The sequence below is a fragment of the Maribacter aquimarinus genome (assembly GCF_047345505.1).
Classification (GTDB): Bacteria; Bacteroidota; Bacteroidia; order Flavobacteriales; family Flavobacteriaceae; genus Maribacter.
In genome coordinates this window covers 39970-57449 of the sequence record NZ_JBLFEO010000008.1, presented here as the reverse complement: position 1 = coordinate 57449, position 17480 = coordinate 39970, and the positions used below count along the sequence as shown (strand labels likewise).

Annotated in this window: 12 protein-coding genes and 2 tRNA genes; 9 read left to right on the top strand and 5 right to left on the bottom strand. The window is 53.7% G+C overall.

The genetic code is table 11. From position 1 onward, the window contains the following. Positions 1-60 precede the first annotated feature (60 nt). A complete protein-coding gene (locus ACKWCC_RS07675) occupies positions 61-855 on the top strand; it encodes a DUF2797 domain-containing protein (RefSeq protein WP_413995331.1) in 795 nt (264 codons plus the stop codon). On the opposite strand, the gene ACKWCC_RS07670 is transcribed toward ACKWCC_RS07675, so the two are convergent. From ACKWCC_RS07670 to sppA, 3 genes are read right to left on the bottom strand one after another with little or no spacing between them, the layout of a single operon-like run. Further along, entirely contained in the window at positions 848-3592 is a 2745-nt protein-coding gene (locus ACKWCC_RS07670; protein WP_413995330.1) for an AsmA family protein, read from the bottom strand. The two genes, ACKWCC_RS07675 and ACKWCC_RS07670, sit on opposite strands and share 8 nt — an antisense overlap. Before the next feature lie 58 nt (positions 3593-3650). Beyond that, entirely contained in the window at positions 3651-4361 is a 711-nt protein-coding gene (locus tag ACKWCC_RS07665) for a queuosine precursor transporter (RefSeq protein ID WP_413995329.1), read from the bottom strand. Between the two features lie 3 nt (positions 4362-4364). Next, a complete protein-coding gene (sppA, locus tag ACKWCC_RS07660) occupies positions 4365-6122 on the bottom strand; it encodes a signal peptide peptidase SppA (protein WP_413995328.1) in 1758 nt (585 codons plus the stop codon). Between the two features lie 70 nt (positions 6123-6192). Between sppA and folK the strand changes: the two genes are divergently transcribed. Further along, the gene (gene folK, locus ACKWCC_RS07655; protein ID WP_413995327.1) at positions 6193-7341 is read left to right on the top strand and encodes a 2-amino-4-hydroxy-6-hydroxymethyldihydropteridine diphosphokinase; all 1149 of its coding nucleotides are present in this window, start codon (positions 6193-6195) and stop codon (positions 7339-7341) included. A gap of 382 nt (positions 7342-7723) precedes the next feature. On the opposite strand, the gene ACKWCC_RS07650 is transcribed toward folK, so the two are convergent. Then, complete coding sequence (locus ACKWCC_RS07650) at positions 7724-8254, bottom strand: RNA methyltransferase (protein WP_413995326.1); 531 nt, start codon at positions 8252-8254, stop codon at positions 7724-7726. Positions 8255-8398: 144 nt separating this feature from the next. Here ACKWCC_RS07650 and mutS point away from each other — a divergent pair, with 144 nt between their 5' ends. From mutS to ACKWCC_RS07630, 4 genes are all read left to right on the top strand, one after another. After that, the gene (gene mutS / locus ACKWCC_RS07645; protein ID WP_413995325.1) at positions 8399-10981 is read left to right on the top strand and encodes a DNA mismatch repair protein MutS; all 2583 of its coding nucleotides are present in this window, start codon (positions 8399-8401) and stop codon (positions 10979-10981) included. Between the two features lie 133 nt (positions 10982-11114). Then, a tRNA-Gly gene (locus ACKWCC_RS07640) sits at positions 11115-11187 on the top strand. A 201-nt stretch (positions 11188-11388) separates the two neighbouring features. Beyond that, positions 11389-11472 (top strand) — tRNA-Leu (locus ACKWCC_RS07635). 89 nt (positions 11473-11561) lie between these two features. Continuing rightward, the gene (locus tag ACKWCC_RS07630; RefSeq protein ID WP_413995324.1) at positions 11562-12155 is read left to right on the top strand and encodes a Crp/Fnr family transcriptional regulator; all 594 of its coding nucleotides are present in this window, start codon (positions 11562-11564) and stop codon (positions 12153-12155) included. Between the two features lie 258 nt (positions 12156-12413). Here the strand turns inward: ACKWCC_RS07630 and ACKWCC_RS07625 are convergent, their stop codons facing one another. After that, on the bottom strand, positions 12414-13274 hold the full coding sequence (locus ACKWCC_RS07625) for a bile acid:sodium symporter family protein (protein WP_413995323.1): 861 nt from the start codon (positions 13272-13274) through the stop codon (positions 12414-12416). Between the two features lie 153 nt (positions 13275-13427). On the opposite strand from ACKWCC_RS07625, the gene ACKWCC_RS07620 reads away from it, so the two are divergent. The 3 genes from ACKWCC_RS07620 (at position 13428) to ACKWCC_RS07610 (ending at position 17478) form a co-directional block, all read left to right on the top strand. Continuing rightward, positions 13428-15248 carry an acyl-CoA dehydrogenase gene (locus ACKWCC_RS07620; RefSeq protein ID WP_413995322.1) on the top strand — a complete coding sequence of 607 codons (1821 nt, stop codon included), beginning with the start codon at positions 13428-13430 and terminating at the stop codon, positions 15246-15248. Positions 15249-15480: 232 nt separating this feature from the next. Then, positions 15481-16254 (top strand): glucose 1-dehydrogenase, encoded by a 774-nt coding sequence (locus ACKWCC_RS07615; RefSeq protein WP_413995321.1) that lies wholly within the window; start codon positions 15481-15483, stop codon positions 16252-16254. 9 nt (positions 16255-16263) lie between these two features. Next, positions 16264-17478, top strand: a complete 1215-nt coding sequence (locus ACKWCC_RS07610; RefSeq protein ID WP_413995320.1) for an acyl-CoA dehydrogenase family protein — start codon at positions 16264-16266, stop codon at positions 17476-17478. The last annotated feature ends 2 nt before the right edge of the window (positions 17479-17480 follow it).

Below are 17480 nucleotides of genomic sequence, written 5' to 3'. Positions count from 1 at the left end.
ACACGCTAAAAATAGGCTTTTGGCCCATCATAATCAAACGCAAAAAAAACGTGGGTAGTTATGCAATTTGAAGGAGTGTTGAAAAAAATGCGGACCGAACTTGGGGATACCGTGAACTATTACATGGTGTTCAACGGAGACTTTCTGCACCTGAACCAAGTGCTTGATCGGGAGCTGAACCTTGAATTCCTGAAACACGAATGCCTCAACTGCCACTTGGACCGGCCCATTTTTAGACAGGGGTTCTGCAAGAACTGCTTCTTTGAGATCCCTTCTGCCGGCGACTGGATCATGAAGCCCGAACTGAGCAGGGCACACTTGGATGAAGAGGACCGGGACCTGGCCTATGAAAAAAAGGTACAATTGCAACCGCACATTGTGTACTTGGCCAATTCCAGCACCATCAAGGTGGGCGTTACCCGAAAAAGCCAAGTGCCCACCCGGTGGATCGATCAGGGGGCCCACGAGGCCCTTGCCATTGTGGAGGCCCCCAACCGTTACCTGGCGGGCATTACGGAGGTGGCCCTCAAAGACCACATTGGCGACAAGACCAATTGGCGCAAAATGCTCACCAACTCGGTGGTGGACGAAGACCTTCCCACCCACCGGGACCGACTTATGGCATATATTCCCGATGAGGCCAGGGACTATGTGCTGCGGGAAGCGCAAGAGACCCACATCCACTTTCCGGTCCTGCGGTATCCGGAAAAGGTAAGGAGCCTTAACCTGGGCAAGACCCCAAATTACAGGGGCAGGCTAAAGGGCATAAAGGGCCAGTACCTCATCTTTGAAGACGGCACGGTCTTCAATGTGCGCTCCAACGAAGGTCTGGTGGTGGGCCTGGACATCAATTAACGGTGTCCTTCTGGGCCTTGGCCGTATCGCGCTTCCTGCCCAGGAGTCCGCCCAAAATGTTCTTGGCCGCTTTTTTCACGGCTTCACGCTCCGCCGGCACCGAATCCCTTTTTGCCACGGTATCCGTTTTGGGGTCATTGCCCAAGAGACCGCCCAAGACACCTTGAACCTCCTTTTTCAAGGGGCTGGCCGAGCCTGTAGAATCGGTTTGTGCGGTTCCGCCGCCCTTGTTGAACAGGTCTCCGAGCAAATCCTTGGCCTTGGCGGTCCCCTTGTCCATAAGACGCTGCTTTTGTATTTCCACCAATTGGGTGGTCAGCGTCTTTACCCCGCTGGCCAGGTCCGTGCTCACCTCCGGACTCGAGTACAGGCCGCCAATACTGGCGGTTACGGGAATGGTCAGATCGGCCAGGCTCCCATCTTTCATCTGTGCAATGAGCTGGCCCACCTCCTTGCCCAAATACTTGGCGGGCACATCTATGGTCGCCGTATAGTCCAGCTTTTGATCAAAGGTGTGGCCGCCCGCCACCTTAATGGCAATATCCTTGTAGTTGATGGTAAAGGGCTTTACGGCCACCACCCCATCCTTGAAAGACAGTTTGGTGGTCAGATCCTTTAGGTCCAATTCCTTCAGGTCCAGGAAACCCAACTTGTTGTCCAGTGCGGAGAGCACGGGGGCATTTTCCGGGGCAATGTCCTTGGTGAGCAACTGCGCCAGCACATCGCCGGACAGGGAGGACAGCTCTGGGGTGAAGTCCTTGGTGAGCTTCCCGGAAAGGGCCAGCTCCGAATTTAGGGTGCCCTGGAGCACCTGTGCCACCGGGGCCAGTACGTTAAAGAGTTCCAGGGCCTTAAAGGTCTCCGCGATCTGCAGCTCTTTCATGTCCAGGGCCATGGCAAAGGTGGGCACTTTCGCCTTGGTGGACACCTCTCCGGCAAACGCCACCCTTCCGTTGAAAAGCGAGGAGGTCATGTTGGTAAGGCGTGCCGTCTCGTCCTGTATTTTCAGTTGCCCCTTAACATCCTTAAGGGCAATGTTGTCATAGATGACCGTATTGGCCGTGGCGTTGAACTCGGCATCCAAAAAGGCGGGGATCTTTATTTCATCTGCCGTGGCGGCTCCCGGGGCATCGGCATCGCCCGTATCGGTGGGTTCCCCATTGGCCACCATAAAATCGTTCAGGGCAAAGGTGTTGGAGGCCAGGGTAAAATTGCCCCGTACCTTTTCATCGTTGAACAGGTAGCCCAAGAAATTGTCTATGGTTCCCTTGACGTTAAAATCGGTCTGGCCGGTGGTGCCCTGCAGTTCCTGTAAGGTCACCGTGGTAGGGTTAAAGGACACCCGCGTGGTCTTTAGGGCAATGGGCTGGGCAAAATCCTGGGATCGGTAGGCAAAATCGTTCAAGGCCAAGGTGCCCGAGGTCCGTGTCCTGTCGTAGGCTTCGGCCTCAATGGCGGCCATATCAAAAGCCGTGCTCACATCGGCCTTGAGCATTCCCTCCAATTGCATGTCCTTGGGCACCGGATAGGCCCGGGCAATGTTGGCCAGGTTCATGTTGCCCTTGAGGTCCGCGCTTACCTTGGTGTTCCCCAGGAGCTCGGTGATTTTAGAGGTCAGGGAAAAGCGATCTGCATCTATGGCAAAGCTCAATTTGTTGATGTTCACGTAGGTGCTTTCGGCCAGCCCGGTATCATTGCCTATGAGCACGTCCATAAACACCTGGCTCACCGCTTTTGGCAGCTCTGGGTACTTGAAGGAAGCATTCTCGGAACTGATGTTGATGTTGAACTTGGGAATGTGCTGCTCATCCACGGTTCCCCTGAAAAAGCCATTGACCATAAAATTGCCGGTTGTGGTCACTTGGTCCAGGTTCTTGGCGTAGGCTTCGGGAATCACGGCCAGAAAGTTCTTAAAGTCGGACGAAGGGGTCTTAAAGGTCACATCCACCTCTTGGCCGGTCTCCGTGAGCTGCACAAAACCATCAAAGACCAAGGGCAATTGGTTTATGAGCGCCTCGTTCTGCAAAAAAGTGTATTTGCCCTGCTCCAGGTCAATGCCAATGACGGCGTCCAGGGCCACCTTATTCTTGTTCAGATAGTTTACACTGTCCATTTCAAAGGAAACCAGGGCCTTGGTCTCGGTATCCAGCTCCGAGGTGGCCATGGAGAGGTCTCCCGTTCCGCTGTGCTGCATGTCCGTAAGCTCCAAGTGCATGTTGCCCGCCAGATCGTCATAGGAAATGTGGGCGTTGGTGATCTCATAGCGCTCCAGGGAAAACTCAAAGCCTTCGGCGGTGCCCGAGGACGGCCCTTGCCCGGCATTGGCCGTATCTTCCTTGGCAATGTCGTAATTGGCCACACCGTTTTCATTGCTCACGATCTGCAAGCGTGCCCCGTCCAGGGACAGCCGGGTCACGGCTATGGGGGTGTCCCCGGATTTTAACAGTTGCATCAGCCCCATTTCCAAGGCCACCGTTCTGGCGGCAAAAAGGGTGTCGCCCTCAAAGGGGGCCTTGTTCACCAGGCTCACGTTCTCCATTTGCACTTCGGCATTGGGAAAACTGCGGATCAAGCTCAGATTGGCCTCCGAGAAATCTAGGGTGGCATTCATATTGGCGTTGGCATTGTTTCGTATGAGGTCGCCAATTTTGGCCTCCAAAAAGAAGGGCACGGCAATGAGTACGCCCAAAATGAGCAATAACAGCACCCCCAGAATCTTTAACAGTCTCATTTTCATAACTATAAATTAAATCGATAGACCGATTATGATTAAAAACTTCGGATTTGGAACAATATTATGCGTCCAGGTCCATTTCTTCGCCCACTTCCAGTTTGAAGCGCTTGCGAAGCCCGTACACAAAGAGGTAGAGCAAGGGGGTGTCCAGGAAGGCGATAATGACCTTAAAGATAAAACCACTGATCACCAAGCCCTGGAACTTGTCCCAGGGAATCTCCCCAAAAGAGCACAGCAACAGTACCACTGTAAAGGTATCTATAAGCTGGGAGGAGAAGGTGGAGAAGTTGTTTCTGAGCCACAAATATTTCCCTTGGGTCAATTTTTTCCAAAAATGGTAGATCTGGATGTCCACAAATTGGGCCAAGAGGTAGGCCATCATGGAGGCAAAGACGGCCACCACGGTATTGCCGAACACAGAGGTGAACATGCCATCCGTTACCGGGCTCCAGGGGGTGGCGGGTACCGCGGCACCTGTGTACACAATGAGCAGGGAAAAAAACGAGGCAAAAATCCCGGCCACCACAATCTGGTTGGCCTTCTTTTTCCCAAAAATCTCCGATATGATGTCCGTGATCAAAAAGGTGACGGGATAGGGCAGTATGCCCGCGGATATTTCAAAAAGGGGTGCCCCAAAAACGGTGACATCGCCAAAGGGTAGCCAGTAAAAGAATTTCTGGAAGATAAGGTTGGACACCACCAAGGAGGTGATGAACAAGGCCCCTAGGTACAAATATATCCTGCGTGCCAGCAGTTTGTCCTTCAGCACCATTCCTTACTTGATGTTCAGCGAAAAGGGCATTTTGGCCTGTATTCCCTTTTGGTCCACGGAGGGGCGCACGCTTTCCCATGCCCGGTAGAGCTCCTCTCCCATCTCATCGCGCAGCCAGGCCTTTCTAGTGTTGGCACTTGCCCCGCCTAGATCTTCCATAAGCCGTTCCAGGCCCGTCTTGTACTTTGGATATTTTCGTATGCCGTACTCCGTGATATTGGCCAGTTCGGCGGCCTTGGCCAGGGCATCTTCCAAACCGCCCAGGGCATCCACCAGCCCCACGCGTTGGGCATCCACTCCGCTCCAAACGCGGCCTTGGGCCACGCTGTCCACCTGGGCCATGGACATGTTGCGCCCCTCGCCCACACGGTTCAGAAAGGTTTGGTAGGTATGCTCTATGCTCTCTTCCACCACGTTCCTAAAGGTGTCCCCCATGGGCTCGAACAAGGAATAGTCCACCGCATTTTTATGGGTGCCCACCTGCTCTGCATTGATGCCAATGTCCGCTGCCAGCCCACTGAGGTTGGGCACGGTGCCAAAAACCCCAATGGAGCCCGTGATGGTGGTGGGCTCCGCAAAGATGGCATTGGCCGCGGAGGCAATGTAATACCCGCCCGAGGCCGCCACATTGCCCATGGATACCACCACCGGCTTCTTTTCCCTTGTCAAGAGCACCTCGCGCCAGATCAGGTCTGAGGTGAGGGCACTGCCCCCCGGGGAATTCACCCGCAGCACAACGGCCTTCGTCTTTTCATCTTCGCGGGCCTTTTTCAAGGCTTTGTTTATGAGGTCCTGACCAATGACATCGGGGCCGCCCTCGCCGTACAGGATTTCGCCCTGCGCAAAAATCACGGCGATCCTGTCCGTTCCCTTTTTGAGCTTTTTGGTCTTGGCGTAGCGCGTGTAATCCTCCAGGGACACCAGCTCCAGATCCCCATCCGGTACTTCCACGGCACGTTTTAGTTTATCTACATAGACATCGGCGAACACCAGCCCATCCAAAAGCCCGTTGTTTTTGGCCATCTTGGGCAAGCGGCCGCCCAGGGTGTCCGCTAGGGTGTTCATCTCCGTTTCGGAGAGTCCCCTGGCGGCGGCCATCTCCGTGAGCATGTTGTCCCAAAGGGATTGTATGAGCTCCCGGATCTGCAGCCGGTTGGCCTCGCTCATTTCGTTCTCCAGGAAGGGCTCCACGGCACTTTTGTACTTGCCGTGGCGTATGACCTCCATTTTTATGCCCGTTTTGTCCTGCAGTTCCTTAAAAAAGAGCACTTCCGAGGAAAGCCCCTTGAAATCCAACGCACCCACGGGATTGATGAAGATGGAATCTGCCACAGTGGCCAGGTAGTAGTCTTTCTGGGTATAAAAATCGGCATAGGCGTAGATGAACTTTCCCGCCTCCTTAAAATCGGCCAGGGCCTTGCGCAGGGCCTGTGCCTGGGCCATGCCCGCCATGACAAAATTATTGTTGAGGCTAATGCCCTTGATGCGGTCATCTCCCTTGGCCACGGCAATGGCGTGCAGGATATCGTCCAGACCGCGGGCCGGCTCAAAAAGACTGGCAAAGGGATCGGCCCCGTCTCCGCCCACATAGTCCGCAATGGGGCCCTGAAGTTGCATTTCCAACACGGTGTTCTGCTTCACCTCAATGGCGTCCTCGCCCGAACCCAAAAGGGCGGCAAAGATGAAGAACATAACAAAGAGAATACCAAATGCCACCAAACACCCGATGATGGCGGCCAATAGATTTCGTAAAAAGTTCACAGTTGCGCAATTTTTTATTTGATGGCAAAGATAACCAAAGTGAATTTGTTTTACTTATTTTGTTCCCCTTATGCGAGCAAAGGAAACCGTTTATCTTTCCCTGGGCAGTAATTTGGGGCAGCGCCGGACCCACATTCAGGAGGCCATTTTTGACCTTGGCCAAAAAATGGGGCCGATCGCCCAAGTTTCTTCCCTGTACAGCACCCCTGCAATGGGCTTTGCGGGAAAAGAGTTCCTGAACGCTTGCGTGGCCCTGCACACCACTTTGGAGCCAGAGGCCTGCCTGCGCGTTCTGCTGGACATTGAACGGAGCAAGGGACGCAAAAGGGAAGAAGGAACGGGCTATGCCAACCGCCCCTTGGACATAGACATTCTCTATTACGGCACAAGGACCATAAGCTCCGAACCCCTTACCTTGCCCCATCCCCGAATGGCCGAGCGCCAATTTGTGCTGCGCCCCCTGGCGGAGATCGCCCCACAGTTTTACCACCCGATTTTGGGCAAGGACACCCGCAACCTGATACAACAATGCCCGGACAAGAGCAGGCCCCTAAAAAAACCCCAACCGCTGTTCAAGACCCAAAAGGAGCTGCTGGCCCATTTGGGATTCTTGACCATAGAGGGCAATATTGGTGCCGGAAAAACGAGCCTTACCACCAAGATTGCGGCGGAGTTCAACGCCAAGTCCATCTTGGAACGATTTGCGGACAACCCCTTTTTGCCCAACTTTTACAAAGACCCGGACCGTTTTGCCTTTCCCTTGGAAATGTCCTTTTTGGCGGACCGGTTTCAACAATTCACCGAAGACACCAACCAGCTGGATCTCTTCAAGGATTTTTTGATCAGCGATTACGACATCTACAAATCGTTGATCTTTGCCAAAGTGACCCTCCAGGAACAGGAGTTTGACCTTTACCGCAAGCTGTTCGGGTTCATGTACAGGGAGACCAAAAAGCCCCGCTTGTACGTTTTTTTGCACCAAACCCCGGAGCGCCTACTGGAAAACATAAAAAAGAGGGGGCGCCCCTACGAACAGGACATCACCACGGCCTATCTGAACTCCATTAACCAAGGCTACCAGGACTACCTCAAGACCTATCCCAAGGACAAACAACTGATCGTGGACAGTTCCGAACTGGATTTTATGGGCAACCCAAGGGATTACGCCAAGATACTGGCCCACATTAACGCCCACGTCCTGAAAGAACGGAAGGCCTGACCCTTGAACCCAGATTAAGCAATAGAAATTCCCCGCCTGAAAGGAACGGGCAGGTATTACGGCTGTAAATCCCTGCAAAATCAATCGTTGCACTCACTTTGGCTCACTCACCGTAGCTATGGCCACGCCTCGATCGCAAAAGTCTTGATTTTATTGGGCTTTACACCCTCATTACGAAAGTCTACTGCATAATCTGGGTTGAAACGCCCCAAGCCAAAAGTCGGTTTTAACAAGAGGGGTGAACCAGACCCAGGTGTTATTTAGATTAACAATATATTGGCAATATTCTTGCACAAACGGTTACAATTTCCGTTCTTGCGCACTGCTGTAAGCAACTAACTAACTCAAACTTTACTCCAAACCCGGCCCAAGCCGGGTTTTTTTATCCCTGGAGCTTGGACCAAAAGTCCCATACCGCCACCCCGGCGCTCACGGCAATATTGAGGGAGTGCTTGGTGCCAAACTGGGGGATCTCCAACACGCCATCGCTGGCCGAGACCACCTCCTGTGCCACCCCCTTGACCTCATTGCCCAGCACAAGAGCATATTTTTTTGACGCTTCCGGGAAGAAACGCTGAAGTGGCAGCGCGCCTTGCGCCTGTTCCAACGAAAACACCAGATATCCGTTATCCCGTAGATCCCGCACCACCTGTAGGGTCTCTTTGCCATACTGCCAGGCCACGCTTTCCGTGGCGCCAAGAGCCGTTTTGTGAATGTCCTTGTGAGGGGGCTTGGCGGTGATGCCGCAGAGAAAGATCTTTTCCAGCAAGAAAGCATCGGCCGTTCTAAACATCGAGCCAATGTTGTTCAAGCTCCGGACATTGTCCAAAACGAGCACCAAAGGGGTTTTGGGCGCCTCCTTGAAGCCGATCACATCCAGACGCTCCAATTCCTCGTTCCGTAACTTTTTCATGGCATAGTTTTCAACGAAGGGGCTTAGATATCAACAAAGATTTTTAAACCATTAATATTGCCCTATATTCGTTTTAAGGTGCAAAAATAAGTAGAACCAACGATCGTGGCGAGCAAATCCAAGACAAAAAAGACCACCCCTTTGATGCAGCAGTACCATGGCATCAAGACCCGGTATCCAGATGCCCTGCTCCTTTTTCGGGTAGGCGATTTCTACGAGACCTTTGGGGAAGATGCCGTGAAGGCGGCCAAGATATTGGGCATTATCCAGACCCACCGGAACAATGGCGGGGACCGCACCGAGCTGGCGGGCTTTCCCCACCATTCGCTCAACACCTATCTCCCCAAGTTGGTAAAGGCCGGCCAGCGCGTGGCCATCTGCGACCAGCTGGAAGACCCCAAACAGACCAAAACCATCGTAAAGCGGGGGGTAACGGAATTGGTGACCCCAGGGGTGGCCCTCAATGACGATATCCTCAGCGCCAAACGGAACAATTTTCTCTGCGCGGTGCATTTTGGGCGCAAAAAACTGGGCATTTCCTTTTTGGACATTTCCACGGGAGAGTTCCTTACCTCGGAGGGCAGCGAGGAGCAGATGGACAAACTGCTGCAAAATTTTGCCCCCAACGAGGTCTTGGTCTCCAAGACCCATAAAAAGGAATTCGCCACCACCTTTGGCACGCGGTTCCATACCTTTTACATAGAAGATTGGGTGTTTCAGGAAGATTATGCCCTGGAGCAGCTCACCGGCCATTTCAAGACCAGGAGCCTAAAGGGCTTTGGCGTGGCCCACCTGACACACGGCGTGGTGGCAGCGGGCGTGGTGCTGCACTACCTCTCCGAGACCCAGCACCGGCAGCTGCAGCACATCAATACCCTACAGCGCATTGCCGAAGACGACCATGTCTGGATGGACCGGTTCACCATTCGCAACCTGGAGCTGCACCAGTCCCCCTCAGCCAATGCGGTGACCCTCTTGGATGTCATTGACCGTACCCTTACGCCCATGGGCGGCCGCATGGTACAGCGATGGCTGGCACTGCCCCTAAAAAACCTGCAAAGGATACAGCACAGGCACCAAGTGGTGCAGCACCTGACCCAGCATGAGGAACTGCTGCACTTTCTCCAGGGCCACCTGAAGCACATGGGCGACCTGGAGCGGCTCATTTCCAAAGTGAGCACGGGCAAGGTGAACCCCAAGGAGGTGGTACAGTTAAAAAACTCCCTGGAAGCCATTGCGCCGCTGAAACAAAAAGCTGCCCAATCCAAAAACGAGGCCCTCTCGGTGATCGGGGACCAACTGCACGGCTGCGAAAAATTACGTGCCAAAGTAAAGGAAATGCTCTTTGAGGAGGCCCCGGTGAACATCCTTAAGGGCAATGCCATTGCCCAGGGCCACTCCAAGGAACTGGATGAGCTCAGGGACTTGGCCCGATCCGGAAAGGCCTACCTGGACCGGATGCTGGAACGGGAGACCGAGGCCACCGGCATCAGCTCCCTAAAGATCGCCTCCAACAATGTTTTTGGCTACTATATTGAGGTAAGGAACACCCACAAGGACAAAGTGCCCAAAGACTGGATCCGCAAGCAGACCTTGGTGAACGCCGAGCGCTACATTACCCAGGAACTGAAGGAGTACGAAGCCAAGATCCTGGGGGCCCAGGACCGCATCCTTAGCTTGGAGCAACAGCTGTTTGGCCAACTGGTGGTCTGGATGCAGGAATACATCCCGGCGGTGCAGCAGAACGCCCGGGCGGTTGCCCAACTGGACTGCCTCTGTGGGTTTGCCCAATTGGCAAAGGAAAACAACTATGTGCTTCCGGAAATGAACGAGGGCACGGACCTGCACATAACCAACGGCAGGCACCCCGTCATTGAAAAACAGCTGCCCCCGGGCGAACCCTACATAGCCAACGACGTTCACTTAGATCGCTCCGAGCAGCAGATCTTGATGATCACCGGGCCCAACATGAGCGGTAAATCGGCCATTTTGAGGCAAACGGCCCTGATCGTGCTCTTGGCGCAGATGGGCAGTTTTGTGCCCGCCGAGGCGGCCACCCTGGGGCTGGTGGACAAGATCTTTACCCGGGTGGGGGCCAGTGACAACATTTCCATGGGCGAATCTACCTTTATGGTGGAAATGAACGAGACCGCATCCATATTGAACAACCTATCGGAACGGAGTTTGATCTTGCTGGATGAGATCGGGCGTGGCACCAGCACCTATGACGGCATCTCCATTGCCTGGGCCATTGCAGAATACCTGCACGAACATCCCGCACGCGCAAAGACCCTTTTTGCCACCCATTACCACGAACTCAATAAAATGGGGGAGACCTTTGGCCGCATCAAGAACCACAACGTCTCGGTACGGGAACTCAAGGACACCGTGCTCTTTTTGCGAAAGCTCCAACCCGGGGGCAGCGAGCACAGTTTTGGCATCCACGTGGCCAAAATGGCGGGCATGCCACAGCAGGTGATCCACCGGGCCAACAAAATGCTCCAGAAAATGGAGGCCTCCCATAGCGGGGAATCCAAAAAACCGGACTTAGGCAACCTACAAGATGAACTGCAGCTCAGTTTCTTTAACCTTGACGATCCCCTTCTGGAGGAGATCAAAGAAGAAATCCTGCATTTGGACATAGACACCCTGACCCCGGTGGAGGCCTTGATGAAACTCAATGAGATCAAGCGCCTGCTCACCAAAAACAAGAAAGCCACTTCCTAGGAGCTTCTCGCCTTTCCGGTGCTGGCCGGGCCCCGACCAATTTTTATTTCTTTTTCCCAAAAATTGCTTTGGATTTTATAGAAATATATTAAATTTGCTCCCGCAGAATCTTAGTGCACGTTCTTATAAAAACGCGAAAATAGCTCAGTTGGTAGAGCGCCACCTTGCCAAGGTGGAGGTCGCGGGTTCGAATCCCGTTTTTCGCTCTGAAATGCGAAATGGAACTTTCTGGAAAGAAGGTCGCGGGTTCCCCCGAAGCCTCGGGGCCGTTTTTCGCTCTGAAATGCGAGACCAAAACGACCCTTGAAAGAAGGTCGCGGGTTCCCCAAAACGAATTGAACGAATTGGTCCCGGTTTTCGCAAATAAAACAAAACGCTGCTTGCCAGCGTTTTTTTGTTTAAGTCCTGCTCGAGTGGTGGAATTGGTAGACACGCCGGACTTAAAATCCTGTGGGCATTTGCCCGTGCGGGTTCAAGTCCCGCCTCGAGTACCTCCAAAGCTGCAATGCACATTGCAGCTTTTTTTATTCCGTATTCTTTCAATACCCTATCTTTAGTCTCTTTAAAAGACAGCCCTATCGTGTGTTCTGATACGCCACTGCTCAACAACATCAAAAAAAAGGTACGCTCGTACACCACCGTGGATGACGAGCCCTTGGCCATGGCATTGGGGGCCTACCGGGCCATTACCCTGAGGAAAGGGGAACGCCTCAGCCGTCAAGGCGATAAAGTGAACCACTTCTATTATTTGGAACGTGGCTGTATTTCCTATTATAAAATGGAAGAGGACGCCATTAAGGTACTCGAGTTCTACACTCAGGATGTCTTCTTTACAGACCTTATCGCCTATGTGAAGGGAACCCCCACCGATTGCTATCTGGAGGCCCTGGAAGATAGTACCGTGCTGGCCGTACACAAGGATGATGCCGAGCGATCGTTTGCGTCCTCGCACCAGCTGGAGCGTTTTGGACGGCTGTCCATGCAAGAGGCGTTTGTAAAGCTGTTTAACCGCGTGGACCGACTCAACAACCGCAGCAATGAGGAACGCTACCTCCGCCTGGTGCAGAAACGGCCCGATCTGCTGCAACGGGTACCACAATACCTCATTGCCTCCTATCTGGGCATTACCCCCGTTGGGCTTTCCAAGCTGCGAAAGCGACTGGGAAAAGGGTGAGGGTGGGGGAAGACTTGAAATTTGAGATTTGAGATTTGAGATTTGAGACAAGAGAAGCAAGACGCAGGGCTTAGGACATAGGATAAAGGACAAAGGACGTCAAGGTAAATTGTAAAAGCCTGATTATAAAGAGCTCACCTCTAAACACCACCCTCTACCAACTACCAACTACCCTCTACCAACTAAAAACTTTCCCATTAAAAATCACCCACCTCCTAAAATATCGAACCCCACATTTCGCATTTCCCATTTCGCACGTCACCCCTCGGCCCTGCTGCGGTTGGCCCAAAATATGAAGGCCCCGGCGGTCAAGAACATGACCACCCCGTAAACGGCAGGGGCAATGGCGTAGGCCGTATTGTTCAGCAACAAAGTGGCAATGGTTATGCCCAGGGTGCCGTTCTGAATGCCCCCTTCTATGGTGATCGAGATGCGCTGTCTTTCCTCTAAATGGAAAAGGTGCCCCAGCAGAAAAGCTGTGAGCATGGTGAGCAGGTTAAGGCTTAGGGTCACCAGGCCGGCCTCACCAAAACTGGACATGAGCATTTCACGTTCCTTGATCACCACCGCCAAGAGCACCAGGACAAAAAAGATGCCGGAGGCGCGCTTCACGGGTTTTTGCATGCGCAGCGCATATTTGGGGCTTCTGGATTTCAACACCATTCCCAGTGCCACGGGGACAATGACAATGACAAACACCTGCAATACGGTCTGTACCACATTGAGCTGTATCACCGTGCCCTCGCCCAGCACCTGCTGCAGGCCCAGGTTGATCAAAAATGGAATGGTGAGCAAGGTAATGAAGCTACAGGCCGCCGTCAAGGACACGGAAAGGGCGGTGTCCCCATTGGCCAGGTGGGTTATGAGATTGGAAGTGGGACCGCCGGGACAGGCCGCCAAAATGATAACGCCAATGGCGATCTCCGGGCGCAGGGCAAACACGGAGATCAGCGCGAACCCTATCAGGGGGAGCAAGACCAACTGGCAAACAAGTCCAATGACAATGGCCTTGGGCCTTAGGAACACAAGGGCAAAATCGCGCAGGCTCAGGGACAGTCCCATGCCGAACATAATGATGATGAGGGAAAGCGCCAAAATGGCATTGGAAATGGAATCCATAGGTGCAAGGGTGGTTTAAGGGTCCCTAAATATAGGTGTTTTATGCCTTCCGGTGCCCATTTGGGGCCGTTGTGCACTTTCTTAAACCAGTATAATGGACGTTACCCTTATTTTATGGTATCTTGATGGACGATATAAATAAAACGATCCCTTATGGCAAATGCATATATGGATATGGAGACCCTAACGTATCTCCTCAATGACGTTCACCAGTGGCAAGACCTTCTGGACCTACCCGATTATGCGGACCACGACATGGCGTCCGTTGCGCTGTTGATCAAGTCGGTAAAGGAGTTTGCGGACAAGGAAATGCACCCCTATTTCAAGGAGATGGACGAGCGTCCGGCCCACTTCAGGGATGGGGAGATCGTGGTGCACCCACAGGTTCCAAAATACATGGCGGCCAGTGGTGAAATGGGCCTCTTGGCGGGTGGCTTTCCGTACAAGGACGGCGGCATGCAACTGCCCTCCATGGTCATGAACGCCCTGGGCTACATTCAAGAGGCGGCCAACAACCACCTTCCCGGCTACATTGGCCTCACCATTGGCGCGGCAGAACTCATTACCCATTTTGGCAACGACCACCTTAACCAAACCTATGTGCCCAAGATGCTGGAGGGGAGCTGGGGCGGCACCATGTGCCTCACCGAACCCCAGGCCGGCAGCTCCCTGTCCGATATTGTTACCTCGGCCACCCCGGATGGCGACCATTACAACATCCACGGACAGAAAATATTCATTTCCGGCGGGGATTACCAAGGGGCCGAGAACATCGTTCACCTGCTCTTGGCCAGAATTGATGGGGCCCCGGCCGGCACCAAGGGCATCTCCCTCTTTGTGGTGCCCAAAAACAGACCGGAGCAAAACGGAAAGCTCACGCCCAACGGGGTGGAGACCGTGGCCGATTTTGAAAAAATGGGACAGAAAGGCTACTGTACCACCCACCTGTTCTTTGGGGGCAAAGCGGCATGCCACGGGTACTTGGTGGGCGAACCGCACAAAGGCCTAAAATACATGTTCCTGATGATGAACAGTGCCCGCATTGCAGTGGGCCGCGGTGCCGCCGCCATCTGCGCTGCCGCCTACCAGGCCTCGCTCAACTATGCCCACGAAAGGGCCCAGGGCCGCAAACTGACCAGCACGGAAAAAAAAGACGTGCAACAAGAGCAGACCTTGATCGTGAACCACCCCGATGTACGGCGCATGCTTTTGTTGCAAAAGGTGGTGTCCGAAGGGGCGCTGAGCCTGGTGCTGCTCACCTCCAAGTACCAAGATCTCTCCAAATCCCTGGAGAGCGCCCAGGAACGGGAAAAATATACGCTTTTGTTGGAATTATTGACCCCCATTGTAAAAACCTACCCGTCTGAAATGGGCAGGATCGCCGTGGACAACGGGCTGCAGATCCTAGGGGGGTACGGCTTTTGCTCCGATTATATCCTACAGCAATATTTAAGGGACATCCGCATCTTCTCCATCTACGAGGGCACCACGGGCATACAGTCCCAGGACCTTCTGGGCAGAAAGATCACCATGCACCAAGGCAAGGCCCTGGAGCTGCTCTCCCAGGAAATAGCCACCACCATAAAAGCGGCCACGGCACATGACCGCCTAAAAGGCTGCGCCGGGCAGCTCGGCGGGAAACTCCAAGAAACGCAAAAGATTTTGAAAACACTGATGGGGCACGCCCAAAAAGGGGACTACGAACGTTTCTTGGCAGATGCCACGCCCTTTATGGAGTACTTCTCCAACGTGCTGCTGGCCTGGCTGTGGTTGGGCATGGCCCTAAAATCACAACAAGCCCTGATACACGGGGACGCCGAGCACAGCACCGATTTCCACAAAAGCAAAATCCACGCCATGGAATTCTATTTTACCTATGAACTGCCAAAGACCACGGGGCTGGCGGAAATTATCATGAACCATAAATCATTGACCGTGGCTTCCGGGGAAAAGGTGTTCGGGGAGCATTTCTGACGTTGGTGGAAAAAACAAAACGTCGCATATGGACCATCGTACAAGCCCATCTGCTGCCAACCACCAGCGGCCAACATCCGAAGTACAGATTTGGATCGATGATGATGGGACACGCAGCAGATGGATTTCAACACAGGATAAGAACAAGCACAATGGATAATGGGAAGCTGCCAACGGGCCAGAAGAACAAAAAGGATGCCCTTTTTTGCGGGCTTCCCCAAAAACCAAAACAATGAGCATTAAACAACGATTTGACCTCAGTGGCAAGGTGGCCGTGATCACCGGTTCCAGCAAGGGCATAGGAAAAAGCATTGCCCGGGGACTGGCCGAGAACGGGGCCAAGGTGGTCATCAGCAGCAGAAAACAGGACGCCGTGGATGCGGTGGCGGAAGAGTTCAACAGCGAAGCACTGCAGGCCATTGGCGTGGCCTGCCACATAGGGGACAAGGCCCAATGCGAACAACTGGTGGCCAAGACCCAAGAACACTTTGGCCGGCTGGACATTCTCGTTAACAACGCGGCCATAAACCCCTATTACGGACCGTTGGAAGGTTCTGACGAAGCCATTTTCGATAAAATCATGCACGTGAACGTCAAGGCGCCGTGGATACTGTCCAACCTGGCCATGCTGCCCATGAAGGCCCAAGGCAGCGGCAGCATCATCAACATTGCTTCGGTGGAAGGGCTGCATCCCGGTTTTGGCCTGGGCCTGTACAGCATGACCAAGGCCGCCCTGATCATGATGACCAAAAACCAGGCAAAGGAATGGGGCCGTCATGGCATTAGGTCCAATGCCATCTGTCCGGGATTGATCAAGACCAAATTCAGTGAAAGCCTGTGGAGCAACGAAAAATTGGTGGCCGGCTATGAACGTACGGTACCGCTAAAACGCATGGCCGAACCTGATGAAATGGCCGGGCTGGTAATGCTTTTGGCCTCCGAAGCGGGCTCCTACATGACCGGTGGCGCCTATGCGGCAGATGGCGGTTATTTAATCTCAGGTTAAACCCAGCGTATGAACTTTGAACATTCCAAAAAATCGATGGCCCTGCAAGAGCGCCTCAAGGCCTTCATGGCCAAAGAGCTGCTTCCGGTGGAGGAAGCCGTAAACCAGTTTCACGCCGATCCGGACAATGCCTGGAAAAAATGGCCGGGACTGGAGGGGCTAAAGGCCAAGGCCAAGAGCGAAGGCCTCTGGAACCTCTTCTTGCCCAAAGCCTATGGCACGTGGAGTCCCGGGCTCACCAATCTGGAATACGCGCCCTTGGCGGAACAGATGGGCCGCATGCTGTGGGCCCCAGAGGTGTTCAACTGCAATGCCCCGGATACCGGAAACATGGAGGTACTGGCCAAGTACGGCACGCCAGAACAGCAGGAAAAATGGCTAAAACCCTTGTTGAACGGCAGCATCCGCTCCGCATTTTTAATGACCGAGCCCGATGTGGCCTCTTCCGACGCCACCAATATTGAGACCTCCATTGTGGCCCATGGCGATGACTATGTCATCAACGGAAAAAAATGGTGGTCTTCCGGGGCCATGGACCCGCATTGCAAGATCGCCATTGTCATGGGCAAGACCGATTTTACCGCCCCACGCCACCTACAGCAGAGCATGGTACTGGTGCCCATGGACACCCCCGGACTGAAAATCATAAGACACCTGCCCGTGTTTGGCTACAATGACTCCCCCGAGGGCCACGCGGAAATGGTGTTGGACAACGCCCGGGTGCCCAAGGGCAACCTGCTGTTGGGCGAAGGCCGAGGCTTTGAGATCGCCCAAGGCCGCTTGGGCCCTGGAAGGATACACCACTGCATGCGCCTTATTGGCATGGCCCAGCGGGCGCTGGAGATCATGTCTAAAAGAACCCTGCACCGAAAACCCTTTGGCCGTACACTGGACACCTACAGCAGTATCCGGCAAGAGATTGCGCGATCGGCCTGCGATATTGAACAGGCCCGATTGCTCACCCTCTCCGCCGCCGATAAAATGGACAAGCAGGGCAACAAAGAAGCCAAAGACCTCATTGCGATGATCAAGATCGTTGCCCCGAACATGGCGCTAAGGGTCATAGATCGGGCCATTCAGATTTTTGGCGGCATGGGCGTGAGCAATGACACGCCACTGGCCCATTTTTACGCTGCCGCCAGAACGCTCCGACTGGCGGACGGCCCCGACGAGGTGCACTTGAACCAGCTTGGAAAAGGTACCATTAAGAAATACGGTCAATAGGT